Origin of the sequence: Massilia sp. YIM B02443 (assembly GCF_030411955.1) — a bacterium.
Lineage (GTDB): Bacteria > Pseudomonadota > Gammaproteobacteria > Burkholderiales > Burkholderiaceae_D > Telluria.
On sequence record NZ_JASNRA010000001.1, the window covers coordinates 456,534 to 481,230 of the forward strand.

Annotated in this window: 20 protein-coding genes; 5 read left to right on the forward strand and 15 right to left on the reverse strand. The window is 65.5% G+C overall.

The window, feature by feature from the left end:
* Window positions 1-11: 11 nt before the first annotated feature.
* The 5 genes from QPK27_RS02000 to QPK27_RS02020 all read right to left on the reverse strand — a co-directional run bounded on the left by QPK27_RS02000 (window position 12) and on the right by QPK27_RS02020 (window position 8,802).
* Window positions 12-806, reverse strand: a complete 795-nt coding sequence (locus QPK27_RS02000) for a hypothetical protein (RefSeq protein WP_290416515.1) — start codon at window positions 804-806, stop codon at window positions 12-14.
* A gap of 145 nt (window positions 807-951) precedes the next feature.
* A complete protein-coding gene (locus tag QPK27_RS02005; RefSeq protein WP_290416516.1) occupies window positions 952-2,631 on the reverse strand; it encodes a methyl-accepting chemotaxis protein in 1,680 nt (559 codons plus the stop codon).
* Window positions 2,632-2,830: 199 nt separating this feature from the next.
* Window positions 2,831-4,273, reverse strand: coding sequence for an efflux transporter outer membrane subunit (locus tag QPK27_RS02010; RefSeq protein WP_290416517.1), 1,443 nt, complete (start codon window positions 4,271-4,273; stop codon window positions 2,831-2,833).
* Window positions 4,270-7,455 (reverse strand): efflux RND transporter permease subunit, encoded by a 3,186-nt coding sequence (locus tag QPK27_RS02015; RefSeq protein WP_290416518.1) that lies wholly within the window; start codon window positions 7,453-7,455, stop codon window positions 4,270-4,272. The genes QPK27_RS02010 and QPK27_RS02015 overlap by 4 nt, the downstream gene beginning before the upstream one ends.
* Before the next feature lie 24 nt (window positions 7,456-7,479).
* The gene (locus QPK27_RS02020) at window positions 7,480-8,802 is read right to left on the reverse strand and encodes an efflux RND transporter periplasmic adaptor subunit (RefSeq protein WP_290416519.1); all 1,323 of its coding nucleotides are present in this window, start codon (window positions 8,800-8,802) and stop codon (window positions 7,480-7,482) included.
* Between the two features lie 165 nt (window positions 8,803-8,967).
* On the opposite strand from QPK27_RS02020, the gene QPK27_RS02025 reads away from it, so the two are divergent.
* Window positions 8,968-9,585, forward strand: a complete 618-nt coding sequence (locus QPK27_RS02025; protein ID WP_290416520.1) for a TetR family transcriptional regulator — start codon at window positions 8,968-8,970, stop codon at window positions 9,583-9,585.
* Between the two features lie 69 nt (window positions 9,586-9,654).
* Here QPK27_RS02025 and tal read toward each other — a convergent pair whose 3' ends face one another.
* The 6 genes from tal to QPK27_RS02055 all read right to left on the reverse strand — a co-directional run bounded on the left by tal (window position 9,655) and on the right by QPK27_RS02055 (window position 15,398).
* Window positions 9,655-10,584 (reverse strand): transaldolase, encoded by a 930-nt coding sequence (gene tal / locus QPK27_RS02030; RefSeq protein ID WP_290416521.1) that lies wholly within the window; start codon window positions 10,582-10,584, stop codon window positions 9,655-9,657.
* 192 nt (window positions 10,585-10,776) lie between these two features.
* Entirely contained in the window at window positions 10,777-11,274 is a 498-nt protein-coding gene (locus tag QPK27_RS02035) for a GAF domain-containing protein (RefSeq protein ID WP_290416522.1), read from the reverse strand.
* A gap of 74 nt (window positions 11,275-11,348) precedes the next feature.
* Complete coding sequence (locus QPK27_RS02040) at window positions 11,349-12,203, reverse strand: SIS domain-containing protein (RefSeq protein ID WP_290416523.1); 855 nt, start codon at window positions 12,201-12,203, stop codon at window positions 11,349-11,351.
* A 7-nt stretch (window positions 12,204-12,210) separates the two neighbouring features.
* Window positions 12,211-13,680 carry a glucose-6-phosphate dehydrogenase gene (gene zwf, locus QPK27_RS02045; protein WP_290416524.1) on the reverse strand — a complete coding sequence of 490 codons (1,470 nt, stop codon included), beginning with the start codon at window positions 13,678-13,680 and terminating at the stop codon, window positions 12,211-12,213.
* A gap of 165 nt (window positions 13,681-13,845) precedes the next feature.
* Window positions 13,846-14,223, reverse strand: a complete 378-nt coding sequence (locus tag QPK27_RS02050) for a response regulator (RefSeq protein ID WP_290416525.1) — start codon at window positions 14,221-14,223, stop codon at window positions 13,846-13,848.
* On the reverse strand, window positions 14,220-15,398 hold the full coding sequence (locus QPK27_RS02055) for an ATP-binding protein (protein ID WP_374046999.1): 1,179 nt from the start codon (window positions 15,396-15,398) through the stop codon (window positions 14,220-14,222). Before QPK27_RS02055 ends, QPK27_RS02050 begins: the two co-directional genes overlap by 4 nt.
* Before the next feature lie 276 nt (window positions 15,399-15,674).
* Here QPK27_RS02055 and QPK27_RS02060 point away from each other — a divergent pair, with 276 nt between their 5' ends.
* Window positions 15,675-15,884, forward strand: a complete 210-nt coding sequence (locus QPK27_RS02060; RefSeq protein ID WP_290416526.1) for a cold-shock protein — start codon at window positions 15,675-15,677, stop codon at window positions 15,882-15,884.
* A 120-nt stretch (window positions 15,885-16,004) separates the two neighbouring features.
* Here QPK27_RS02060 and QPK27_RS02065 read toward each other — a convergent pair whose 3' ends face one another.
* A complete protein-coding gene (locus QPK27_RS02065; protein ID WP_290416527.1) occupies window positions 16,005-16,901 on the reverse strand; it encodes an SMP-30/gluconolactonase/LRE family protein in 897 nt (298 codons plus the stop codon).
* 20 nt (window positions 16,902-16,921) lie between these two features.
* Entirely contained in the window at window positions 16,922-18,565 is a 1,644-nt protein-coding gene (gene pgi, locus QPK27_RS02070) for a glucose-6-phosphate isomerase (RefSeq protein WP_290416528.1), read from the reverse strand.
* Window positions 18,566-18,793: 228 nt separating this feature from the next.
* Here pgi and edd point away from each other — a divergent pair, with 228 nt between their 5' ends.
* The 3 genes from edd to QPK27_RS02085 are packed head-to-tail and all read left to right on the forward strand — an operon-like array spanning window position 18,794 to window position 21,919.
* Window positions 18,794-20,713, forward strand: a complete 1,920-nt coding sequence (gene edd, locus QPK27_RS02075) for a phosphogluconate dehydratase (protein WP_290416529.1) — start codon at window positions 18,794-18,796, stop codon at window positions 20,711-20,713.
* 8 nt (window positions 20,714-20,721) lie between these two features.
* A complete protein-coding gene (gene eda, locus QPK27_RS02080) occupies window positions 20,722-21,345 on the forward strand; it encodes a bifunctional 4-hydroxy-2-oxoglutarate aldolase/2-dehydro-3-deoxy-phosphogluconate aldolase (RefSeq protein ID WP_290416530.1) in 624 nt (207 codons plus the stop codon).
* 25 nt (window positions 21,346-21,370) lie between these two features.
* Window positions 21,371-21,919, forward strand: coding sequence for a Rhs element Vgr protein (locus QPK27_RS02085; protein WP_290416531.1), 549 nt, complete (start codon window positions 21,371-21,373; stop codon window positions 21,917-21,919).
* On the opposite strand, the gene QPK27_RS02090 is transcribed toward QPK27_RS02085, so the two are convergent.
* Both QPK27_RS02090 and QPK27_RS02095 read right to left on the reverse strand, forming a co-directional pair.
* Window positions 21,916-23,115 carry a dipeptidase gene (locus QPK27_RS02090; protein WP_290416532.1) on the reverse strand — a complete coding sequence of 400 codons (1,200 nt, stop codon included), beginning with the start codon at window positions 23,113-23,115 and terminating at the stop codon, window positions 21,916-21,918. The genes QPK27_RS02085 and QPK27_RS02090 overlap by 4 nt on opposite strands.
* A complete protein-coding gene (locus QPK27_RS02095; RefSeq protein WP_290416533.1) occupies window positions 23,112-24,689 on the reverse strand; it encodes a serine hydrolase in 1,578 nt (525 codons plus the stop codon). The genes QPK27_RS02090 and QPK27_RS02095 overlap by 4 nt, the downstream gene beginning before the upstream one ends.
* Between the last annotated feature and the right edge of the window lie 8 nt (window positions 24,690-24,697).

Consider the following 24,697-nt stretch of genomic DNA (forward strand, 5'->3'; position numbering starts at 1 on the left):
GGCAGGGAGGTTCAGGTCTCGACTGCCCCGGCCAGCGCTGCCAGCGTCTGCGCCAACCCATCGACGACGTGCGCCATGCCCTCGTAATCGAGGTCGTCGACGTCGTCGTTGGCGCGGAAATAGGGGTAGCGCAGGAAGCCGGTGTCGGTGATCACCAGCGCCGGACCATCTCCCCGGACCGCGCCATGACCGTACATGGTCACCCCCATCACATGCGCCGGCGCCGCCAGGCCCTGGCGCGCCATCACGGGATCGCTGCGGAACGCCGCCAGCGCCTGGCGCACCGGCGCCGACGCTTCGCGCGAGCCGATGAAGGCCATGAAGTTCGCACCTGCCCCCGGATCGGCCAGCGCCAGGTCATGGCTCGTGCGCTGCTTTTCTCCACTGTCGAAGAACACGAACCGGATCTCGGTCCCGTAGGCCAGCCGCACGTCCTTGACGGCGCGCGCGAGTTCCAGCACGGCGGCCGCGCCGGGATTGCCGTCCGGCCCCAGCCGTGCACCGACGATGAACAGTTGCTGCGGCCCTACGCCCGGTGCCAGGTTGGCGATCGAGACCTCGATGCCGTGTCCGCGCCAGCTGCCGTCGTGCAGGGTGCGTGGCGCATACCCCGAGCGCATCAGCGACACCTCGACATGGCGCATCGCCTGCGGCGTCCGGTCGGACGCCAACGCCTGCACATGCTCGTGCAGGCGCGCCGCCAGCGGCGGACCATTTGACCTGGTGTCCACGGTCAACATCGCCAGCACGATGGCGAGCAGGATCGCGAGAATGACCTTCCAGTGGGAATTGAAGAAGTTACGCATGGCGTCACGCTGTCCGGTCGGCGTCGATGCATCCAGTGTAGCGAGGATGATATCGGCCTGCCGACCGCGATGATGCAATTCCGCGTTACAACGTTCAATCGCCGGCGCGCCGCATGGGGCGCGCCGGCGTTCGATGCGCGCCGCGTCAGGCCGGCAGGGCGACCCGTTGCGCCGGCCTGGCTTGCAGATTGGCTTGTGACCCGGCATGCGGCGTCGCCGCCTGCGTGCGGGCGCTGCCGGTCCTGAATACGCTGACCAGGTCGGCCAGTTGCGCGGCCTGCTGCTGCATGGCCTCGGTGGCGGCCGAGGCCTGTTCCACCAGCGCGGCATTCTGCTGCGTCACCTGGTCCATCTCGTTGATGGCTTCATTGACTTGCTCGATGCCTGCGGTCTGTTCGTCGCTGGCATGCGAGATTTCGCTCATGATGTCGGTCACGCGCGAAATGCTTTGCACGATGTCGGCCATGGTGGCGCCGGCATTGTCCACGAGGGTGGTGCCTGCTTCGACCTTCTGCACCGAAGCGTCGATCAGTCCCTTGATTTCCTTGGCCGCGGCGGCAGAGCGGTGCGCCAGGTTGCGCACCTCGGAGGCGACCACGGCGAAGCCGCGGCCCTGTTCGCCTGCACGGGCCGCTTCGACCGCGGCGTTCAGCGCCAGGATGTTGGTCTGGAAGGCGATGCCGTCGATGACGCTGATGATGTCGACGATCTTGCGCGACGACGCGTTAATTTCACTCATCGTGCCGATCACGTTGGCGATCACGGCGCCGCCCTGGCCCGCGATGCCCGCCGCTTCCGCTGCCATCGTGTTGGCACGGCGGGCGTTCTCGGCATTCTGGCGCACGGTCGAGGTCAGCTCTTCCATCGAGGATGCGGTTTCTTCCAGCGAACCGGCCTGCTGTTCGGTGCGGCTCGACAGATTCTGGTTGCCCGCGGCAATTTCCGCCGATGCCGTGGCGATGGTGTCGGTGCCGCTGCGGACCTGGTCGACGATGACGATCAGGTTACTGCTCATTTTCTGCAACGCCGCCAGCAGTTGCGCGGTTTCATCCTTGCCCTCGCTCGCGATATGCGTGTCGAGATGGCCTTCGCCGACGCGCTGCGCAATCGTCACGGCATCCTGGATCGGACGCACGATGGAGCGCGTGATGTAGACGCCGAAGCCCAGGCCCAGCGCGACGGCGAGAATACCCAGCGCGATGAGGATGGAGCGCGAATTGGTATACGTGTCGGCGGCTTCGTTGGCAAAGTTTTCCGCCGAGTTTTGCTGCGCCACGGCCAGCCGTTGCACGGCAGCGTTATAGGCGAGGCTGGCAGGACGCATCCGTTCAACGAAAATCTTTTCCGCGCCTTCCTGGTCGCCGCCATCTTTGGCCGCCATCAGGTCCTTGCGCGCCGCCAGGTAAGGAACCCGGGCAGCTTTGACTTCTTCGAACTGCGCTTGCGACTTGGGGTTGCGCAGCCCGGCCTTGATCTGCTCCTGCAGCGCGGCCGAACGTACCGATCCGGCTTGCATGCGCGCGGCGATGTCTTTCACGACGTTCTCATCCGGTGTGCGGTACGCCATCTCGACCAGCGTGCTGTTGACTTCGATGATCTTGGCCCATTCCGCCACTGCGCGCTGATTGACCATGCTGGTCTTCACCAGGCGGTTGGTTGCGTCGTTCATGCCGCTCATGCGCATCAGGCTGACGAGAATCAGGACAATCAAAAGACCAAGGACCACGGCATAGCTAATGGCCAGCCGGGGGCCGATTCGTAGATTTTTCATGGGATATATAGAGGAGGGTTGCGAAGCGGATGATGGGTGCGCAAATAGCTTCACGCCGGCATCAAAGTACTGCTTAGGACCAATATTATTGCACAGTGGAAATACCTATTGGTTGCATATGCCCCACAGCCTGGAGATATATCGATGCGTTGAAGCGTGCCGTCGAACATGCCGACTGGCGCCCAAATAAAAACCGGGCCACGCGGGCCCGGTTGGTGTTGCTGCGTCACCTTACGGCGACATGAGGTTCTGCTTAACGCGCCGCTACTGGGGCTGCCGTGCCATCCGCCGCCGGCTCGGTCCAGCCGCCACCCAGCACGCGATACAGCGTCACCTGGTTCTGCAGGCGCAGCAGGTTGGCATTGATCGCCAGCTGCTGCGATTCGAACAGCGAGCGCTGCGCATCCAGCAGATCCAGCTGGCTGGCGGCGCCGCTGCGGTAGCGCAGGTCGGACAGGTTGAAGCGGTCGGCTTCGGCTTCGCTCACCGCGGCCTGGGCGCGCAACTGCTCGCTGTAGGTCGCCTGGCCGGCCAGCGCGTCCGCCACTTCGCGGAACGCGGTCTGGATCGACTGCTCGTAGCGCGCCACGGCGATGTCGTTCTGGGCACGGGCGCTGGCCAGGTTGGCGCTGTTGCGGCCGTAGTCGAAGATCGGCAGGATCGCCTGCGGCGCAAAGCTCCAGCCCCAGGTGCCGCTTTCGAACAGGCCCGACAGCTGGTTGCTGACGCTGCCGGCGCTGCCGGTGAGCGTGATGCGCGGGAAGAAGTTGGCGCGCGCCGCGCCGATGTTGGCGTTGGCCGCGATCAGCTGCTGCTCGGCGCTGCGGATGTCGGGGCGGTTCGCCAGCAGGTCCGACGGCAGGCCGGCCGGGATGTCCGGCAGCTCGGTCTTGGCCAGGGTGGCGCCCTGCGACTGGTCCGGCCCCAGCGGCTGGCCGACCAGCAGCGTCAGCAGGTTGATGTCCTGGGCGCGGAAGCGCTGCTGCTGGGCCAGGGTGGCGCGTGCGGTCTCGACCAACGAGCGCGACAGTTGCAGCTCGAGGCGCGAAGCGACGCCGTTGTCGAAGCGCAGCTGGGTCAGGCGTTCCGATTCGACGCGGGTTTTCAGCGTTTCGTCGGTGATGCGCAGCAGTTCTTCGTCGGCCAGCAGTTGCAGCCAGGCGTTGGCGACCGATGCGATCAGGCTGATCTGCGTGGTCTTGCGCGCTTCCTCGGTGGCGAGGAACTGTGCCAGCGCCGCTTCGGACAGGTTGCGCACGCGGCCGAACAGGTCCAGCTCGAAGGCCGAGACCTGCAGGCCGGCCGAGTAGGTGCTCGAGATCGGCTGGTCTTCGCCCACCGTCTGGCGCTGGCCGCTCACGCCCAGGCCCACCGTCGGCAGACGGTCGGCGCGGGTGATGCGGTATTGCGCACGCGCCTGCTCGATGTTGGCGATGGCAATGCGCAGGTCGCGGTTGTTGGTCAGCGCCTGGTCGATCAGGGTGCGCAGGCGGGCGTCGGCGAAGAACTGCTGCCACGGCACCGCGGCCGGGTTGGCGTTCAGCAGCGGGCTGGCCGATTTGGTGGCCGCCTGCGGCACGTCAGGGAAGGCGGCTGCCACCGGCGCCGCCGGGCGCAGGTAGTCCGGCGCCAGCGAGCAGCCGGCCAGCGCCATGGCCAGCGCCAGCGGGGTTGCGAGTTTCATCTGTTTCATCATGGTTTGTTTCCTTCTTCTGCGGCCTGATGTTCCTGCTTTTCCAGCGCGTGCTGTTTTTCCTGGGCGCGGGCGTACATGTCGTTCTGGCGCTTGCTGCCCTTGAACAGGGTGCGCACCACCACGAAGAACACCGGCACGAAGATCACGCCGAGCACGGTTGCCGTAATCATACCGCCCATCACGCCGGTACCGATGGCGCGCTGCGATGCCGAGCCGGCGCCGCTGGCGATCACCAGCGGCAGCACGCCGAGGATGAAGGCGAGCGAGGTCATGATGATCGGACGGAAACGCAGGTGCGCCGCTTCCAGCGCCGCTTCCATCGGCGACCTGCCTTCGGCTTGCAGGTCCTTGGCGAATTCGACGATCAGGATCGCGTTCTTCGCCGCCAGGCCGATGATGGTGATCAGGCCGACCTTGAAGTAGACGTCGTTCGGCAGGCCGCGCATGGTGGCCGCCAGCAGCGAGCCGAGAATACCGAGCGGCACCACCAGCATCACCGACACCGGGATGGTCCAGCTTTCATACAGCGCGGCCAGGGCCAGGAACACCGCCAGCAGCGAGAACGCGATCAGGATCGACGCGGTCGAGCCCGAGAGGATCTCTTCGCGCGACTGGCCGGTCCATTCGAACGCGAAGCCGGCCGGCAGGCGCGACGCCAGGCGCTGCATTTCTTCCAGCGCATCGCCGCTCGAGTAGCCCGGCGCCGGTTCGCCGGTCAGCTTCATCGCCGGGTAGCCGTTGTAGCGGGTGGTCTGCATCGGGCCGGTGGTCCATTCGGTCGAGGCGAACGAGGACAGCGGCACCGGCTGGCCCTGGCTGTTCAGGGCGTTGATGCGCAGCAGGTCGTCCGGCTGCATGCGCTGTGGCGCATCGGCCTGCACGATCACGCGCTGCAGGCGGCCGGCGTTCGGGAAGTCGTTCACGTACGACGAACCCAGCGAGGTCGACAGCGCGGTATTGATCGCGCCGAAGGTCACGCCCAGGGCTTGCGCCTTGTCGCGGTCGATGTTGAGCTTGAGCTGCGGCGCATCTTCCAGGCCTTCCGGACGCATGCCGGTCAACACCTTGCTCTGCATCGCCATGCCCAGCATCTGGTTACGCGCGGCCAGCAGGGCGGCGTGGCCGTTGCCGCCACGGTCTTGCAGGCGGAACGAGAAGCCGGTGCCGGTGCCCAGTTCGGGGATCGGCGGCGGGCTCACCACGAAGATGAACGAGTCGCGCAGCGCGCCCATGTGGCCGGTGATGCGGCCGGCGAACGATTGCGCGTCCTGGCCTTTCTCCTTACGCTCGTCCCAGGCTTTCATCGGGATGAACGCCAGGCCCATGTTCTGGCCCTGGCCCGAGAACGAGAAGCCGGTCACGGCCACGATGTTCGCGGTTTCGGGCTGCTTCATGACGTAGTCTTCCAGCGCGCGCAGCACGGTGCCGGTACGCTCGGCGGTGGCGCCCGGCGGCAGCTGGATGTTGGCGATCACGTAGCCCTGGTCTTCGTTCGGCAGGAAGGCGTTCGGCATGCGGGTGAAGATCAGGCCGACCACGGCGACCAGCACCGCGAACACGATCATCCAGCGTCCGGCGCGCTTCAGGATGGCGCCGACGAAACCTTCATACTTCTTGGCGCCGCTGGTGAAGTTGCGGTTGAACCAGCCGAAGAAGCCTTTCTTTTCGTGATGGCCTTTTTCGATCGGTTTCAGCAGGTGCGCGCACAGCGCCGGGGTCAGCGACAGCGCCAGGAAGGCCGAGAAGCCGATCGAGGTCACCATCACCACCGAGAACTGGCGGTAGATGTTGCCGACCGCGCCGGCGAAGAACGCCAGCGGCACGAACACCGCGATCAGGACCACGGTCACGCCGATGATGGCGCCCGAGATCTGGCCCATCGCCTTGCGCGTCGCTTCCAGCGGCGGCAGGCCTTCTTCGGCCATGATGCGCTCGACGTTCTCCACCACCACGATCGCATCGTCGACCACGATACCGATCACCAGCACCATGCCGAACATGGTCAGCACGTTGATCGAGAAGCCCAGCGCCATCAGGCAGGCGAAGGAACCGAGCAGGGCGATCGGCACCACGATGGTCGGGATCACGGTGTAGCGGAAGTTCTGCAGGAACAGGTACATCACCAGGAACACCAGCACGATCGCTTCGACCAGGGTATGCACCACTTGTTCGATCGAGATGTCGATGAAGGTGGTCGAGTCGTAAGGAATCGAGTACTTCATGCCTTTCGGGAAGTACTTCTGCAGTTCGGCCATACGGGCCTTGATCAGCTCGGCGGTCTGGAGCGCGTTGCCGGACGGGGCCAGCTGGACGCCGATACCGGCCGACGGCTTGCCGTTCAGGCGCGCAGTGGTGGCATACGCCTGGCCGCCGATCTCGATACGCGCCACGTCCTTCAGGCGCACGGTCGAGCCGTCCGGATTGGCGCGCAGCACGATGTTGCCGAACTGTTCGACGTTCGACAGCTGGCCGGTGACGATCACGGTGGCGCTGATCTGCTGGCCCTTGGCCACCGGCAGGTCGCCGATGGTGCCCGAGGCCACCTGGGCGTTCTGCTGCTGGATGGCGGCGGTGACGTCGGCCGGCGACAGGTTCAGGCCGACCAGCTTGGTCGGGTCGATCCAGACCCGCATCGCCTTTTCGGTACCGAACAGCTGGGCCTGGCCCACGCCGGTGATGCGCTGGATTTCAGGCAGCACGTTGCGCGAGGCGTAGTCGCCCAGCTCGATGTTGGTGATGTTCGGATCATCCGACGACAGGATGGTGAACAGCAGGAAGTTCGAGCGCGCCTGGTCGACACGCACGCCCTGCTGGGTCACCGCCGGCGGCAGGCGCGGCGTGGCGCGCGACAGGCGGTTCTGGACGTCGACCTGGGCCAGGTTCGGATCGGTGCCGGTCTCGAACGAGATGGTGATCGAGCCGCTGCCGTTGGCCTGGCTGGTCGATTCCATGTAGATCATGCCCTGGGCGCCGTTCATCTCGCGTTCGATGATCGAGATGACGGAATCCTCGAGCGTCTGCGCCGACGCGCCCGGATAGGCGACGTTGATGACGATCGAGGGCGGCGCCACGGACGGGTATTGCGCGATCGGCAGCTGCTTGATGGCGACGCCACCGAGCACCATGATGAACAGCGCGATCACCCAGGCAAAAATTGGGCGGTCAATAAAAAAACGGGCCATTGGAAGTTCCTGTTCCTTGTGTTCTTAGCGGCTGCTGTCGCTTGGCGTGGTCGCGCCGGCGGCCGGCGAGCCGGCGTCCGGGGTGCGCGTGTCGGCGGCATTCGCGGTGGCAGCGGCATTCGCGCCGGCGGCGTTCGGCTGGGCGCCGGTGGCGCCGGCCTGGGCTGGCGCCTGCTGGGCCGCGGCCGGGGTCCATGGCACGGTCTTGACCGGGGTGCCCGGCGGCAGCATCTGCAGCTTCTGGAAGCCGTCGACCATCACTTTTTCGCCTTCCTTCAGGCCGTCGGTGACGACCCAGCTCTCGCCTTGCTGCGACGCGATCTTGACCGGACGGGCGACCGGCTTGTTGTCGGCGCCGACCACCATCACGGTGTCGCCGTTCTGGCCGCCGCGGGTGACCGCCTGCTGCGGCACCAGGATGCCGTTCGGCAGCGAAGCCTGGGCGATGCGCACGCGCACGTACTGGCCCGGCAGCAGGGCGTTGTTCGGATTCGCCACGGTGGCGCGCAGGGTGATCTGGCCGGTGCTCTGGTCCACGGTCACGTCCGAGAACAGCAGGCGGCCGCGCTGGGCCAGGGTGCTGCCGTCTTCGGTGATGACGGTGACCGGCACGTTGTCGGCGCCGCCGCCCTGCTTGCGCAGGCGCTGCAGTTCGGTGGCCGACTGGGTGATGTTCAGGTACATGTTGTCGGTCTGCTGGATCAGCGCCAGCTCGGTGGCCTGGGCTGCCGAGACCAGTGCGCCTTCGGTGACCAGGGCGCGGCCGATGCGGCCCGAGATCGGCGCGTTCACGCTGGTGTAGCCGACGTTGATCTGCTGCACACGCACCTGGGCGCGTGCGGCGGCGACCTGCGCTTCTGCGGTCTTCTGGGCGGCGACTGCGTTTTCATACTCCTGCTTGCTGACCGCGTTGGCTTCGACCAGCGGCTTGTAGCGGTTGGCCAGCGAACGCGCCTGCACCAGGTTGGCTTCGGCCTGGGCCAGGTCGGCCTGCGAGGCAGCCAGTTGGGCCTGGTACGGCGCCGGATCGATGGTGAACAGCGACTGGCCCTGCTTGACCATGCTGCCTTCGGTGAACGAACGCTTCAGGACCACGCCGTCGACGCGCGCGCGCACTTGCGCGGTGCGGATCGGCTCGACGCGCGCCGGCAGCTCGGTCTGCAGCGCAACGGTTTCGAACCTGGTGGTGACGACGCCGACTTCAGGCGCTGGCATCTGCTGGCCGGCTGGTGCGCCGCCCTTGGCAGCGTCGTCTTTCTTGCCGCAGGCGGACAGCAGGACCAGGGCCGCCATGGTGGCGGCGGCAGCCCGGGTCAGGGATAGGGATGAGGAGTTGGCAGGGCGCATTACGTGTGCTTCCTTCTAGTTAGTAAAACACGCCGCTGTCACACTCCGGTCATATATTCTGTCCGGGGCGACGGCGACGCTGGCTTTTGCAAATAATTTTATATACTATCACGACTGTATGTAAAATGTTTTGCCCCCGAGGATTTTTGGAGTTGATCAGAAGAAATGGTTCGCAGGACGAAGGAAGAAGCAGCCGCGACCCGCGACAGCATTCTCGACGCCGCTGAAATCTTGTTCGCGAAACAAGGCGTTTCGCGGACGACGTTGCAGCATATCGCAAGCGCAGCCGGTGTGACGCGCGGCGCGATCTATTGGCATTTTGTCGACAAGGGCGCGCTCTACAGCGCCATGATGGACCGCGCCACGATGCCGATGGACGCCGCGGTGAAGCTGCTCGATGAGCGGCCGGCGGGCGACCCGCTGCAGCGCCTGCGCGACGAGATGATGGCGGTGCTGCAGATCGTGGTCACCGACGACACCGCGCGCCGCGTGTTCGAGATCGCGACGCTGAAGACCGAGTTCACCGACGAGGTCGATTCGGCGCGGGTGCGCAAGCGCGAAGCCGTGTGCGAGTGGCGCGGGCGCATGGAAACCCAGCTGGCGCAGGCGCGCGACGAAGGCCGCCTGCCGGCGGGAGTCGATCCACGCAATGCATCGATGTGCATGTGGATCATGCTTGACGGGCTGTTGCGCAACTGGCTGTTCGAGTCGGAAGCGTTCGACCTGGTGCAGCTGGGTGGGGAGGTGATCGATACCTTCCTGGCGGGCTTGCGGGCGCGTTGATCGGCCCATGAAAAACGCCCGGACCAGCCGGGCGTTTTCACTGCTATCGCGAATGACCTGGCGTGAAGATCAGCGCATGCCTTCGATCATCACCTTCAGCTTGATCGAATCGGCCACGAAGGCGCGGATGCCTTCGGCCAGCTTCTCGGTCGCCATCGCGTCTTCATTGAGCATGAAGCGGAAGGTCTTTTCGTCGATCGCGATCTTCTGGATGTCGGCGCCGTCGTCCTTGACCAGCTTGCGCTCGACCGGCGCATCGGCGTCGGCCAGCTTCTGCAGCAGGTCCGGCGAAATGGTCAGCAGGTCGCAGCCGGCCAGTTCCAGGATCTGCGAGGTGTTGCGGAAGCTCGCGCCCATCACTTCGGTGTTGTAGCCGAACTTGCGGTAGTACTGGTAGATGCCCTTTACCGACTGCACGCCCGGGTCTTCCGCACCCTGGTACTCAGTGCCGGTCGACTTCTTGTACCAGTCGTAGATGCGGCCGACGAACGGCGAGATCAGCTTCACGTTCGCTTCGGCGCAGGCCACCGCCTGGCACAGCGAGAACAGCAGGGTCAGGTTGCAGTGGATGCCATCCTTTTCCAGGATCTCGGCGGCGCGGATGCCTTCCCAGGTCGAGGCGATCTTGATCAGCACGCGCTCGCGCGACACGCCGGCCTTTTCGTACAGGGCGATCAGTTCGCGGCCCTTGGCGACGGTGGCTTCGGTATCGAACGACAGCGCGGCATCGATCTCGGTCGAGACGCGGCCCGGCACGTACTTCAGGATTTCGACGCCGAAGGCGATCAACAGGCTGTCGACGATGCCTTCGGTGGTGGCATCCGGCGCGTCGGCGATGGCTTTTTCCAGCAGCGGACGGTATTCCGGCTTTTGCACGGCCTTCAGGATCAGCGACGGGTTGGTGGTCGCGTCCTTCGGCGAGTAGGCCTTGATCGACTGGAAGTCGCCGGTGTCGGCGACGACGGTGGTGTATTGCTTCAGTTGTTCGAGTTGGTTCATGGTGGTCTCGTGATGTGTAACTTGGAATCTCGGGGGAGCGGGCTTCGGTAGGAAACTTGGATTCCCGCCTCCGCGGGAATGACGGTTTTTAGGGGGCAGGCCGAAAGTTGGCTCCGCCATTCTCTCTAACTTATAGACCGTCATCCCCGCGCAGGCGGGGATCCAAGTTCAACGTGCAAACCCGCTACGCAATCAAAAATCGGTACCTGCAACAAACGCCGCGATCATGGCCTCCAGGCCGGCGCGGTCTTCGTCCGAAAAACGGTCCAGCTTCGGGCTGTCGATATCGAACACGCCCACCAGCACACCGTCCTTGATCACCGGCAGCACGATCTCCGACGCCGACGCCGAGTCGCACGCGATATGTCCCGGAAACGCATGAACATCCGGCACCACGATGGTCTCGCGCTTGACGGCGGTGGTCCCGCACACGCCGCGGCCGAACGGGATGCGGGCGCAGGCCGGCTTGCCCTGGAACGGGCCGACCAGCAGGTCCTGGCCTTCGCCTTTTTTCGACGGCACGGTGAGGTAGAAGCCGGCCCAGTTCAGGTCGGACAGAGTGTCATAGACGAGCGCGGAAAACTGCGCCGCGTTGGCGGTCAGGTTGCGTTCGCCCTCGAGGACGCTGGTAACCTGGCGCACCAGCAGGTCATAGTCGGGACGGTCGCTGCGTTCTGGATTGATGTGCATGGCGCTGTAGGGGTGCGGTGAAAAACCGCTATTCTACAGCCAGCCACGCGAGGTGTCGTGAGCGCCCTGGCCAGTCAGCCGATGAAGGAATCGAACTGCATGTCGAATTCCTGCAGCGCTTTCTGCGCGTTCTGCATCTTCTTGCGAAACTCCGGCCCACGCCGCAGCGCCAGCCCGACCGCCAGCACGTCGATCACCACCAGATAAGCCAGGCGCGCCGAGATCGGGGTATACGGATCGGTGGCGAACACCAGGTCGATCGGAATGAACAGCGTCGCCATCTCGGCCAGCGGGGTGCCGGACGGCGCCAGCACGATCACGTCGGCGCCGCCGGCCTTGGCCAGCTTGGCCGAACGGGTCAGCGCCGGGTTGTTGCCGCGCTGCGAGATCGCCACCACCGCGTCGCCCTGGCGCAGCAGCGCCGCCGCGATCGCGTGGATCGCCGGGTCGGTATAAGCCACCGTCGGCACGCCCGAGCGGAAGAATTTATGTTGCGCGTCGGCCGCCACGAAGCCCGAGGTGCCGTGGCCGTAGAACTCGATCTTGTTGGCGCGCGCCAGCACTTCCAGCGCCTGCTGGATCAGTTCGGGTTTGAGGTTGTTGCGCAGGTCGAGCAGGGTGTTGATCGAGCGGCTGCAGATCTTGTTGATCAGGTCCGAGGCCAGGTCGTCCTGGTCCGGCGCTTCGCTGGCGCCGGGCAGGGCCAGCGCCAGGCCTTGCGCCAGCTTCAGCTTGAACTCGTGCCAGCCGTCGTAGCCGAGCGTGCGGCAGAAACGCACCACGGTCGGTTCCGACACCTGCGCGGCGCGCGCCAGCGCGGTGATGTTCTGGCTCACCGTGCTTGATGGCGCGGCCAGCACCGCCAGCGCCACCTTGCGCTCGGATTTGGACAGCGAATCGAGCTGGGTGCGGATCGAGTCGAGCAGCATGGCCGTATCAGTCCTCGGGCAGCGCTTCTTCGCGCCACTGCAGGCCGTCGCGGCCGATCAGGGCGCTCGACGAAGCCGGGCCCCAGGTGCCCGAGGTGTAGGGCGCCGGCGCGGTATCGTCCTGCTCCCAGTGTTCCAGGATCGGCTCGACCCATTCCCACGCGGCTTCCAACTCGTCGCCGCGCATGAACAGCGTCAGCTGGCCGCGCAGCACGTCGAGCAGCAATCGCTCGTAGGCTTCCATGCGCGGCGCCTTGAACTGCTCGCGGAAATCGAGTTCGAGTTCGGCCTGCTTCAGGCGCATCGAGTCGCCCGGGGTCTTGGCCATCAGGTTCATCGACAGGCCTTCGTCCGGCTGCAGGCGGATCACCAGGCTGTTGGGCTGGAAGCTGGACGTCGGCTGGTTGAAGATCGAGTGCGGGATCGGCTTGAAGCGCACCACGATCTCGGCCAGGCGGTCGGCCATGCGCTTGCCGGTGCGCAGGTAGAACGGCACGCCGGCCCAGCGCCAGGTGTCGATCTCGGCCTTCATCGCCACGAAGGTCTCGGTTCTCGAGCTCTTCGGCGCATCCGGTTCGTCGCGGTAGCCCGGCACCTGCTGGCCGTCGATGTAGCCCGCGCGGTACTGGCCGCGGATGATGTTTTGCGACAGCGTGGTCGGCGTGAAGCGTTTCAAAGAGCGCAGCACCTGCAGCTTGGCGTCGCGCACGGCGTCCGGCGCGATCGAGGCCGGCGGCTCCATCGCCACGATGCACAGCAGCTGCAGCAGGTGGTTCTGCAGCATGTCGCGCAGCGCGCCCGAGTTGTCGTAGTAACCGAGGCGATTTCCCACGCCGATCTTCTCGGCGATGGTGATCTGCACGTCCGAGATCCATTCGCGCCGCCACAGCGGCTCGAACAGGATGTTCCCGAAGCGCAGCGCCAGCAGGTTCTGTACCGTTTCCTTGCCGAGGTAGTGGTCGATGCGGTAGATCTGCGATTCGCTGAACACCTTGCCGACGTCGAGGTTGATCTTGCGCGCCGAGGCCAGGTCGCGCCCCAGCGGCTTTTCCAGCACCACGCGCGAATTCGGCGTGGCCAGGCCGGTGCTGGCGAGGTTGTCGCAGATCTTCGCGAACAGCTGCGGCGGGGTGGCCAGGTAATACACGCGCGTCAGCGCCGGATCGTCGCGCAGGGCGGCGACCAGTTGTTCATAGGTGCGCACGTCGGTGGCGTTCAGTGCGACGTAGCTGATGCGGGCCAGGAAGCGCTGCCAGTTGGCCTCCTGCGGCGCTTCCTTGATATGGGGCTTCGAGTTGGTCTCGACGAAGTGCAGGAACTGCTCCTGGCTCAGCTTGTCGAGGCCGACGCAGATGATGCGGGCGCTTTCCGGCAGGTCACCGCAGACGTCACGCGAATACATCGCAGGCAGCAGCTTGCGCATCGCAAGGTCGCCGCTGCCGCCAAAGAAAACGAGGTCGAAATCGGAAAGAGCCATGGTCGGGATATCGAGAAAACGGTGTTCGTGTAAATTTACTACGATTTTTTGGCTAAATCAAGAAAATATACTACGTAACTTGGTTTCCACGCAGCGCCTGGCGCCCGACAGCCATGTTGCCATATTCGACGCCGCCGGGTCGCGAGCGAGCCGTGCGGCGCCTTGCTACGACACCAGCAGGGCGATGACCTGGGCGATGCGGTAGGGCTTGGGAATGAACGGGTGGTGCGAGTGCGGCATGCGCGACGGCCCGGCATAGCCGGAGGTGAGCACCACCCGGATGCGCGGATGCAGCACGTTGATCATCTCGGCCAAAGCGATGCCGTCCATGCCCGGCATCATGATGTCCGAGAACACCGCGTCGAAGACCCGGCCGCTGCCGAGCATCTGCAGCGCTTCGGGCGCGCCGTAGGCGACGCTGACGTCGAAGCCGGAATGCAGCAGCAGGTCCTGGGCCAGGTCCGCCAGGTCGTGCTCGTCGTCGACCACCAGCACCCTGCATCGCTGCCGCGGAGCGGGCAGCGTCGCGCCGGCGGCGCTCACGCCGCGCTTCCGGGTTGGCGGCGCGGCAGCGTGACGTTGAACGTGGTTCCGGAGACGGTGTCCGAGGTCACCTCGATGCGCCCGCCATGGGCGTGGACGATCTCGCGCGAGATGAACAGGCCGATGCCCAGGCTGGTGCGTTCCGACGCCGCCATCGGCACCGTGCCCGCGATGCGCACCAGGGGATCGAAGATGCCCGCCAGCGCATCGGCCGGGATCGGCGCGCCGCGGTTGTTGATGGCGACGCCGATGTCGCCGGTGCCCGGCGTCATGCGGATCGTGACCGGAAAGTCGGATGCGCCGTACTGGATGGCGTTGCCGACCAGATTCGACAGCATCTGGGCGATGCGCTGCTCATCGAAATGCGCTTCCAGCATGGCCGGGGCGTGCAGGTCGATCTGCATTTCGGGATGCGACGTGCGCAGTTCGTTGACCACCTCTTCGCATACCTTGACCAGGTTGCCTTCGCGCGGGCGGATCGGGATGCCCGGCCCCAGGTGGGTACGGGTAAAGTCGATCAGGTCGCATACCAGCTTGTTCATGCGCTTGGCGCTGTTGAAGATGCGGGTGGCGACGAGGATGTACCTGGGCGGTATGTCGACCGCCTCCATGATGAAGTTCGAGCCCGTGACCACGGTGCCCAGCGGATTGCGCAAGTCATGCCCCAGTATGGCCAGGAACATGTTCTGCGAGCGCTTGACCATGGTTTCATAGCGCGCCACCGACTCGGCCAGCGCCTGGTCGACCGCTTCGTTGAAGCGGGTTACGTCGGCCATGTCGTCGGCATGGTTGTCCGGGTGGTTGGCGGTCCACAGCGTCAGCACGCTGGTGCGCAGGGCGCGGTATTCCGACACCAGCTGCACCACGGTGTAGCCCGATTGCAGCCGTGCCTCGGCATGGACCTCGGCCGCCGTGTCGGCTTCGGCGGGCGCCGCCCGGCCCTGCGCCTTGGCGCTGCGTTCGCTGGCGGTTTGCGGCGTGTCGAGGTCGGCGGCGAACACCTGCAGCATTTGCTGCGCATGGTCGCGCAATGCGGTGTCATCCATCGTCAATGCGGGCGGCTCGATGGTGCGGGCGAAATCCTCCCACGCCTGCATGATCGGTTCCATATTAGCGCGGATGAATTCGCTTAAGCGATGTGGTTTCAGTAGGTATCCCTCATTGATGTCGACGATGCGAGCGTCGCATTTCGTCCTTCATGATAACAGTCGTTACCTGGAATCCATGAAAATCAATAAAAATAATAAATACGGAAATAAATCGAGAAATGATTAGGTGATTGAGGGGAAACCCTGTATCGTTCCTCTCGCACTACATCAAGTCCTTGTTCTTGCTGGCTTTTTCTCCTGATGCCTTTTACGGCAATCCTGTTTGATTTCCTCTTGTTACTTCCCTTCTTGGTCGATGTGCGCTTTCGGCAATTTTGCCCGCTTCAATAAAAGGAACAGACAATGACTACTCAAACCGGCACCGTCAAATGGTTCAACGATTCAAAAGGCTTCGGCTTTATCACGCCTGACGCGGGCGGCGGCGACCTGTTCGCCCATTTCCAGGACATCCAATCCGCGGGATTCAAAAGCCTGGCCGAAAACCAGCGCGTTTCATTCGTGCGTTCGACCGGCCCCAAAGGCGAAAAAGCGGGCGATATCCGCGCGATCTGAACGCCAGGTCGATGTGCCGGCGCGCACCGCGCAGATAGCGCGGGCGAGGTCGGCCCGGCAATGGAAAAAGCCCGCCATCCGGCGGGCTTTTTGCGTTGGGGCCAGCTGGCCGGCGCCGGTTCAGATCCGGTATTCCGGCTCTTCGCGCCCGGCCACGTCGACCCGCAGCGCCAGCACCTTGCCGGTATGCGGATACCGCGCGATCTCTTCCTCCGAGCGACCATGGCTGGCGCTGGTGATGTACAGCGTGCGCAAGTCCGGGCCGCCGAAGCAGATCGAGGTCGGGCACTTCACCGGCAGTTTGATTTCGCGGTCGATGCGTCCGTCCGGCGCGATGCGCAGCACGCGCGCACCTTCGAACATCGCCACCCAGTACATGCCTTCCGAATCCATGGTCGCGCCGTCCGGGCGGCCGCCATAGTCGGCCGCCTTCTTGTCGCTCGGGAAGGTGAGGATGGTGCGGCGGTTGGATTGCTCGCCCGTGGCCGGGTCGTAGTCGTAGCAGTCGATGCGGTGGGTGGTGGTGTCGGCGTGGTACATGGTGCGCCCGTCCAGGCTCCAGGCCAGGCCGTTCGAGTTGGTCATGCCGCCGCGCCAGGCGCAGCGCAGCTGGTCCTTGTCGAGCACGTACATCTCGGCGGCCGGCTGGTCGCGCGGCTCGTACATGGTGCCGATCCAGAAGCGGCCGGCCGGGTCGACGCGGCCGTCGTTGAAGCGCACCTTGCTGGTGTCGTAGGGGGCATCCGCGATCGGGGTTTCCGAACCGTCGGTGGTGTTCAGGCGCAGCAAGCCGTTGCGGGTGGCCACCACCAGGCAGTTGTTGTCGTCGATCGCCAGCGCCGACGGCTCCGAGCCCATCTTCCACGAGCTGAACTTGCCGCTTGCCGCGTGCAGGCGGTTGACGGTCAGGCCGTCGATGTCGACCCAGTACAGCGCCGACTCGACTTCGTGCCAGATCGCCGATTCGCCGACCAGCATCGGCGCGTCGTGGACTACTTCAAATTTTTCGGTTGCCATAATGAGGTAGAAAGTAGAGTTCAGACGGCCGCTTTGGCGCGCGCGATCAGGCCGTTGGTCGAGCTGTCGTGATTGGCCGGTTGCGGCTCGCCCGCCAGCTCGGCCTCGATCTTCTTGGCCAGCACCTTGCCCAGCTCCACGCCCCACTGGTCGAAGCTGTTCACGTTCCACAGCACGCCCTGCACGAAGGTCTTGTGTTCGTACAGCGCGATCAGGGCGCCCAGCGTCGATGGGGTCAGGCGCTCCATCAGGATGGTGTTGCTCGGACGGTTGCCCGGGAAGGTCTTGTGCGGCGTCAGGCGCTCGACTTCCTGCGCCGGCAAGCCCTGGCCCTGCAGGTCGGCGCGCACTTCGTCCGCGGTCTTGCCCTTCATGAAGGCTTCCGACTGCGCGAAGCAGTTGGCCAGCAGCGCGGTGTGGTGGTTGTCCATCTCGTGCGCCGGGCGCAGGGCGGCGATGAAGTCCATCGGCGTCACGTCGGTGCCCTGGTGCAGCAGCTGGAAGTAGGCGTGCTGGCCGTTGGTGCCGCACTCGCCCCAGATCGCCGGGCAGGTCGGGGTGTCCACGGGCTCGCCGTCGCGCGTCACGCGCTTGCCGTTGCTTTCCATGTCGAGCTGCTGAAGGTAGGCCGGGAAGCGGTTCAGGTCCTGGTGATATGGCGCGATCGACACCGAGGCGCAGCCCAGGAACTGGCGGTTCCAGAAGCCGACCAGCGCCAGCAGGACCGGCAGGTTTTCTTCGAGCGGCGCGCTGCGGAAGTGCTCATCGAGCTCGTGCGCGCCAGCGAGGAAGTCGCTGAAGTAGCCGAAGCCGACGGCTAGCGCCACCGGCAGACCGATCGCCGACCACACCGAATAACGGCCGCCGACCCAGTCCCAGAACGGGAACATATTCGCCGGGTCGATGCCGAACTGCTTGATCGCCTCGGTATTGGTCGAGACGGCAACGAAGTGCCTGGCCAGCGCTTCTTCGGAAGCGCTCTGCAGGAACCAGGCGCGCGCGGTCTGCGCGTTCATCATGGTCTCGGCGGTGGTGAAGGTCTTGGAGGCCACGATGAACAGCGTGGTTTCCGGATCGACCTGGCTCAGCGCCGCATCCATGTCGTGGCCGTCGACGTTCGACACGAAGTGCATGCGCAGGCGCGGATGGGCGTAGTGGCGCAGCGCCAGCACCACCATCTTCGGACCCAGGTCCGAGCCGCCGATGCCGATGTTGACGATGTCGGTGATCGGCTTGCCGGTATGGCCGAGCCAGTCGCCGCTGCGCACGGCGTCGGTGAAGGTCTTTACACGGTCGAGCACCGCGTGCACATCGGCGTTGACGTCCTGGCCGTCCACCGTCAGGGCCTTGCCGCGCGGGGCGCGCAGGGCGGTGTGCAGCACCGCGCGGTCCTCGGTGTTGTTGATGCGTTCGCCGGCGAACATGGCGTCGCGCCGGGCTTCGACGCCGCGCTCTTTGGCCAGCGCGACCAGCAGTTCAAGCGTGCGCCCGTCGAGGCGATTTTTTGAATAGTCTAGGAACAGGCCGGCGGCCTCGTTCGAGTAGCGCTCGAAGCGCTGCGGATCTTCCGCGAACAGATCGCGCATCTGCCAATTCGTGGCGGTGGCGGCGTGGTTGGCAAGTTCCTGGAAGCTGGCGGTAGAGGTCAGGGAAGGCTGGCGCATGGAGTAGGGGTGCGTGGCACAATGTTAGCAATGGCAAGATTATCGAATAATACAAGCATCTGCGCGTAAATTCACTACATAATACAACGGAGCGCAGCCTGTTCCGTTTCCAACTGCGAACCGGTCCGTTCGAGCATCTGCCCAACAGTATCAGTGGAAACCAGCGCCAACAGCGCACGCATCCATTTTGTAGTAAAATTTCAGTACAAAATTTTGGAAGGAATGAACATGGCGCTGCACCCCGTAGTCGAACAGGTCACCAACCGAATCATCCAGCGCAGCCGCGCTTCGCGTGCGGCTTACCTGGCGCATCTCGAAGCCGCCCGCATCCAGGGCGTGCAGCGCGGCGCGCTGTCGTGCACCAACCTCGCGCACGGCTTCGCCGCCTTCCCCGCCAACGACAAACTGAAACTGCGTGAATACAAGCAGCCGTCGGTGGCGATCGTCTCGTCGTACAACGACATGCTGTCGGCGCACCAGCCGTTCGAATACTTCCCGAAAGTGATCAAGGACGCGGTGCGCGAAATCGGCGCCGTGGCCCAGTTCGCGAGCGGCGTGCCGGCCATGTGCGACGGCGTGACGCAAGGCCAGCCGGGCATGGAACTGTCGCTGTTCTCGCGCGACGCCATCGCCATGGCTACCGCCATCGGCCTGTCGCACAATATGTTCGACGCCGCCCTGTACCTGGGCATCTGCGACAAGATCGTGCCGGGCCTGCTCATCGGCGCGCTGCACTTCGGCCACATCCCGGGCATCTTCGTGCCGGGCGGCCCGATGACCACCGGCATCTCGAACAAAGAGAAGGCCGCGATCCGCCAGCGCTACGCCAAGGGCGAAGCCACGCGCGAAGAGCTGCTGGAAGGCGAATCGGCCTCGTACCACGGCGCCGGCACCTGTACCTTTTACGGCACCGCCAACAGCAACCAGATGCTGATGGAGATGATGGGCCTGCACCTGCCGGGCGCCGCCTTCATCACCCCGGGCACGCCGCTGCGCGACGCGCTGACCCGCGCCGCTTCGCAGCAGGCGGTGGCGATCTCGCAGCAAGGCGGTAATTACATGCCGATCGGCCGCATCGTCGACGAGAAGAGCATCGTCAACGCCATCGTGGCGCTGCACGCCACCGGCGGCTCGACCAACCACACGCTGCACGTGGTGGCGATCGCGCGCGCGGCCGGCATCGTGATCGACTGGAACGACTTCGACGAACTGTCGAAAGTGGTGCCGTCGCTGACCCGCATCTACCCGAACGGCGAAGCCGACGTCAACCACTTCCAGGCCGCCGGCGGCCCGGGCTTCGTGATCCGCGAACTGCTCGACGCGGGTCTCGCGCACGAAGACGTCAACACCATCCTCGGCCACGGCCTGCGCGCCCACTGTAAAGAGCCGTTCCTGGGCGCCGACGGCAAGGTGGTCTGGCGCGACCTGCCTGTGCAAAGCGGCGACGAAGCCGTGCTGCGCCCGGCCAGCAACCCGTTCGCCAACAACGGCGGCATGGTGCTGGTGCAGGGCAACCTGGGCCGCGCCGTGATGAAGATCTCGGCCGTCAAGGCCGAGTACCATGTGATCGAGGCGCCGGCCCTGACCTTCGATTCGCAGGAAGATTTCATGGCCGCCTACAAGGACGGCAAGCTGAACCGCGACTTCGTGGCCGTGATCCGCTTCCAGGGCCCGCGCGCCAACGGCATGCCGGAACTGCACGCGCTGACCCCGGCGCTGGCCAACCTGCAGGATGCCGGCTACAAGGTGGCGATGGTCACCGACGGCCGCATGTCGGGCGCCTCGGGCAAGGTGCCGGCGGCGATCCACGTGTCGCCCGAGATCCTGGCCGGCGGTCCACTGGGCCTGGTGCGCGACGGCGACCTGATCCGGGTCGACGCCACCACCGGCGAGCTGGACGCCCTGGTGGCGCCGGACGTGTGGGCTGCGCGCAGCATGGCCAGCGCCGATTTGAGCAAGAGCCACATCGGCATGGGCCGCGAGCTGTTCGCCGTGTTCCGCAATGCGATCAGCGCGGCGGAAGAGGGTGCTGCCACCTTCCCGCTGCCGTCGCCGATCCAGACCACCGTGCCGCTGCACGATGGCATTGATGCCGGCGAAATCATGCCCGGCTCCGACGAAGACTTTCTCTTTAGGACGCAAAAGTGAGCAACCCAATGACTTTACTTGACATCATGCGCTCGGCGAGCGTGATCCCCGTCATCGCCATCGACGATCCGGAGCACGCCGTGCCATTGGCGAAGGCCCTGGTGGCCGGCGGTATCCGCGTGCTGGAAGTCACGCTGCGCACCGAACATGGCCTGGGCGCGATCCGCGCCATGAGCCAGGTCGAAGGCGCCATCGTCGGCGTCGGCACCCTGACCCAGCCGGAAGAATTCGCGGCTTCGCGCGATGCCGGCGCCGTGTTCGGCGTGTCGCCGGGCCTGACGCCTGCGCTGATCGAAGCGGCGAAAACCAGCGGCCTGCCGCTGCTGCCGGGCGTGATGACGCCGGGCGAAGTGATGGCGGCGCGCGAGGCCGGCTTCCGCCAGCTGAAGCTGTTCCCGGCGGTGCCGGCGGGCGGCGTCGGCATGCTCAACGCGATCGGCGGTCCGCTGCCGGACGTGACCTTCTGCCCGACCGGCGGCATCTCGATCGAGACCGCGCCCGCTTTCCTGGCCTGCAAGAACGTGGCCTGCGTGGGCGGCTCCTGGCTGACCCCGAAGGATGCGATCCAGGCCGGCGACTGGGGCCGCATCACCGAGCTGGCCAAAGCGGCTGCCGCGCTGCGCGCCGCGTGATCTGATTCTTCATCCGATCCGCAGCATGCGATCCCGGTTCCGTCCCTTGAGCGAAGCCGAGATCGCGCTGGCGTCGCTGCTGTTTCGCGACGCCATCGACTACCGCCGGGTACGCATCTACAACCGGCGCTACATGCCGTTCCAGCCGCGTAACTGCGCGATGACTCCGAACGGCAATATCTACTTTCATCAGTCCTGTTTTCTCCCCGACTATGCGCGCGGCGATCCGCCGGCGATCCACTGGTTCATGCACGAGATGGTGCACGTCTGGCAGCACCAGCTGGGGTATCCGGTGCGCCTGCGCGGGATGTTCCGGATCGGGCTGTCGTACGGCTACACGCTGCATGAAGACGCCACGCTGGCCGACTACAATATGGAAGCGCAGGGCGATCTGCTGGCCGATTACTTCGTGCTCAAGCACCTGAAGAAGCCGGCGGCGATGCGCCAGCAGCGCTATCGCGACAGCCTGGCGCTGTACGAGCGGGTGCTGGCGCTGTTCCTGGCGCAGCCGGGCAACCGCGCCAACTTGCGGCGCGGGCCGGCGCGCACGCTGGGCGCGCTGCTGTCGGCCTAGCGCCGCACGCTCGCCGCGCCTTGCTCGGCCGCCTGCAGCACGCGCAGCATGTTCCCGCTCCACAGTTTGGCCAGGTCGTCGTCCGACATCCCCTCTGCCTTCAGGCGCGCCGTGACGCGCGGCAGTGCCGTGATGTCGTCCAGCCCCGGGAAACCGCCGCCGCCATCGAAATCGGCGCCCATGCACACGTGGTCGATCCCGGCCACTTTTACCAGATGCAGCACCGACGCGATGTACTGGTCGAAGCTCGTCGCCCACAGCGATTCCGTCTTGTCGAGCTCACGCCAGCGCGCGGTCAAGCGTGCCTGCTCCTCGCCCGTCATCTGCGCCATGTGTTCGGTCTGGCCGAACAACTGTTCGCGCTCGGGGCTCATGGTCAACGGGCTCAGATAGATCGTGCTGGCGCAGATCGCGCCGCCGCCGGCCGCCACCTTGCGGATGTGTTCATCATCCAGGTTGCGCGGATGGTCGAAGCTGGTGCGCGAATTCGAGTGCGACAGCAGCAGCGGCGTGTTCGAGAGCGCCAGCATCTGGTCCAGCGTCGCATCCGACGCGTGGCTGGCGTCGATCACCATCCCGAGCCGGTTCATCTCGCGCACCCACTCCCGTCCCAACGGACTCAGTCCATTCCAGCGCGGCTTGTCGGTCGACGAATCGGCGAACTGGTTGTTGCTGCTGTGGACGATGCCGACCAGGCGCACGCCCTGGCGCTGGAACTCGGCCAGCGGCGCCACGCTTTCACCGAATGGATAACTGTTCTCGATGCTCTTGAAGGCGGCCAGTTTGCCGGCGGCGTTCAGGCGCAGCGCATCGTCGGCGCCCGTGGCGGCGCCAATGCGCGCGGGGTAGCGGGCGAGGGTGGTGTCGATCAACGCCGAACGCGCCAGCGCGTGCGTACGCGCGGCCGCATAGCCCTCCGGCGTCAGCGGCCCCTGCTCGGTGAAGATGGCGAAGAAGCCACCATCGAGATTACCGTCGGCCATGCGCGGCAGGTCGAGTTGGGCAATCTCGGTGGCGGGATCGTGGCGCGCGCCGAAGTCCCAGCCGGGACGGCCGAAGTGCATCGGCGTGTCCAGGTGTCCGTCGAGCGTGAGCAGCTGGCGGTGCAGCGGACCGACCGGCGCCGGTTGCGACGCGCAGCCGGCAAGCAGGAACAGGACGGCAATGGCGATGCGGCGGGGCTTGTTCAGACTCATTCGGCAGCTTTCCTCGGCGTGAAGTTCAGGTCCGCATAATCCCAGCTGAAGTCGGCCAGCGGCGAGACCGGCTTGAGCGCGATCCGCTCCACCTTGCCGTCCTTGTCGAAGGCAAAGCTCAGGTACGCGGGTTCGAGCGCATTATCGTCGAAGCGCGCGATCCAGGTGTCGTATTGCCAATGCTCGAGCCGGCCCGCCATGCGAGGCGTCGACTTGAAGTCGACCCGCAATCCGTCGCCGCTCGAGACGATTTCGATGTCGCCGTACCAGGGATCGGCATAGGTGCCAGCCAGCGCGCGCCCCGGCACCGACGGCCCGGCGCGCACCGGATTGCGCTGGCTCGACTTGAGCACGTCCAGTCCCTGCTTCACCTGCTGCGTCTTGAACGCCTGGAATTTCGAAGGCCAGTCGGCGGCCGGCAAACCGAGGTAATGATCGGCCAGCTCGTACATCAACCCGCGCACCAGTTCACCGTCTTCGCTGTTGACCGTGATGGCGAACGCCACCTTCTTCTCGGGCAGCACCACGATCGCGGTCTTGAAGCCGAACACCGCGCCGCCGTGCCACACCATGCGCGCGCCTCGGTAGTCGACGATGTCCCAGCCCAGGCCATAGTTCGAGAACTGCGACTGCATCAGTTTCAGGTCTAGCGGCATCTCGTCGGCCGGCATGGTCATGGCCGGGGTCCACATCTGGGCGTGGGTGGCGGCGCTGAACACGCGCTTGCCCTCGGGCGTGGCGCCGGCGCCGAGCAGCAGCTGCAGCCAGCGCGCCAGGTCGTTGGCGCTGCTGGCCACGCCGCCGGCCGGCGCGGCGTTGCGTCCCAGGTCGTCGCGCTCGTCCAGCCGCTCCTGCCTTCCGGCGCCGCGCAGGCCGCCGTCCATGCGCGCGTGTGGATACGCACGGTTCACGGTGGCGAAGTTGTCGACGTTGTCGGTGGTCGAGACGCGCATGCCGGCCGGGCGCAGCACGTGCTCGCGCGTGTAGTCTTCCCAGCGCTGGCCGCCGACGGTCTCGATCAGCTGGCCGGCCACCACGTACATCAGGTTCGAGTACGCAAAGGTGCTGCGAAAACTGGTCTCCGGCTTCAGGTAGCGCACCCGGCGCACCACCTCCGCGCGCGGCACGCTGCTGCGCGGGACGAACAGCAGGTCGCCCGCGCCCATGCCAAGGCCGCTGCGGTGCACCAGCAGGTCGCGGATGGTGATCTCGCGCGTCACCCACGGGTCGTACATCTGGAAGCCGGGCAGGTGATCGACCACGCGGTCGTCCCACTTGATTTTTCCTGCATCGACCAGCGTGGCCAGCGCCGCCACCGTCATCGCTTTCGAGCTCGATCCGATCGGGAACAGGGTGTCGCCGTCGACCCGTTCGCGCGCATCCAGCTGGCGCACGCCGAAGCCGCGCGCCAGCGTCGTCTTGCCGTCTTCGACGATGGCGATCGCCATGCCGGGCGTGCCAATGCGTGCGCGTAGCTGTTCGGCGCGCGCTTCGAAGCCGCGCGGCGGCGCGGCCAGCGCGGGGACGGCCAGCGCCACTGTCAGCGCCAGGACGGTAATGGGAGCAATTCGCATGGGTTCTC

Coding starts and splice junctions, on each gene's coding strand:
- QPK27_RS02000 (WP_290416515.1), bottom strand. CDS start 806: ATGCGTAACTTCTTCAATTCCCACTGGAAGGTCATTCTCGCGATCCTG.
- QPK27_RS02010 (WP_290416517.1), bottom strand. CDS start 4,273: ATGATGAAACAGATGAAACTCGCAACCCCGCTGGCGCTGGCCATGGCG.
- QPK27_RS02015 (WP_290416518.1), bottom strand. CDS start 7,455: ATGGCCCGTTTTTTTATTGACCGCCCAATTTTTGCCTGGGTGATCGCG.
- QPK27_RS02020 (WP_290416519.1), bottom strand. CDS start 8,802: ATGCGCCCTGCCAACTCCTCATCCCTATCCCTGACCCGGGCTGCCGCC.
- QPK27_RS02025 (WP_290416520.1), top strand. CDS start 8,968: ATGGTTCGCAGGACGAAGGAAGAAGCAGCCGCGACCCGCGACAGCATT.
- tal (WP_290416521.1), bottom strand. CDS start 10,584: ATGAACCAACTCGAACAACTGAAGCAATACACCACCGTCGTCGCCGAC.
- QPK27_RS02035 (WP_290416522.1), bottom strand. CDS start 11,274: ATGCACATCAATCCAGAACGCAGCGACCGTCCCGACTATGACCTGCTG.
- QPK27_RS02040 (WP_290416523.1), bottom strand. CDS start 12,203: ATGCTGCTCGACTCGATCCGCACCCAGCTCGATTCGCTGTCCAAATCC.
- zwf (WP_290416524.1), bottom strand. CDS start 13,680: ATGGCTCTTTCCGATTTCGACCTCGTTTTCTTTGGCGGCAGCGGCGAC.
- QPK27_RS02060 (WP_290416526.1), top strand. CDS start 15,675: ATGACTACTCAAACCGGCACCGTCAAATGGTTCAACGATTCAAAAGGC.
- QPK27_RS02065 (WP_290416527.1), bottom strand. CDS start 16,901: ATGGCAACCGAAAAATTTGAAGTAGTCCACGACGCGCCGATGCTGGTC.
- pgi (WP_290416528.1), bottom strand. CDS start 18,565: ATGCGCCAGCCTTCCCTGACCTCTACCGCCAGCTTCCAGGAACTTGCC.
- edd (WP_290416529.1), top strand. CDS start 18,794: ATGGCGCTGCACCCCGTAGTCGAACAGGTCACCAACCGAATCATCCAG.
- eda (WP_290416530.1), top strand. CDS start 20,722: ATGACTTTACTTGACATCATGCGCTCGGCGAGCGTGATCCCCGTCATC.
- QPK27_RS02085 (WP_290416531.1), top strand. CDS start 21,371: ATGCGATCCCGGTTCCGTCCCTTGAGCGAAGCCGAGATCGCGCTGGCG.
- QPK27_RS02090 (WP_290416532.1), bottom strand. CDS start 23,115: ATGAGTCTGAACAAGCCCCGCCGCATCGCCATTGCCGTCCTGTTCCTG.
- QPK27_RS02095 (WP_290416533.1), bottom strand. CDS start 24,689: ATGCGAATTGCTCCCATTACCGTCCTGGCGCTGACAGTGGCGCTGGCC.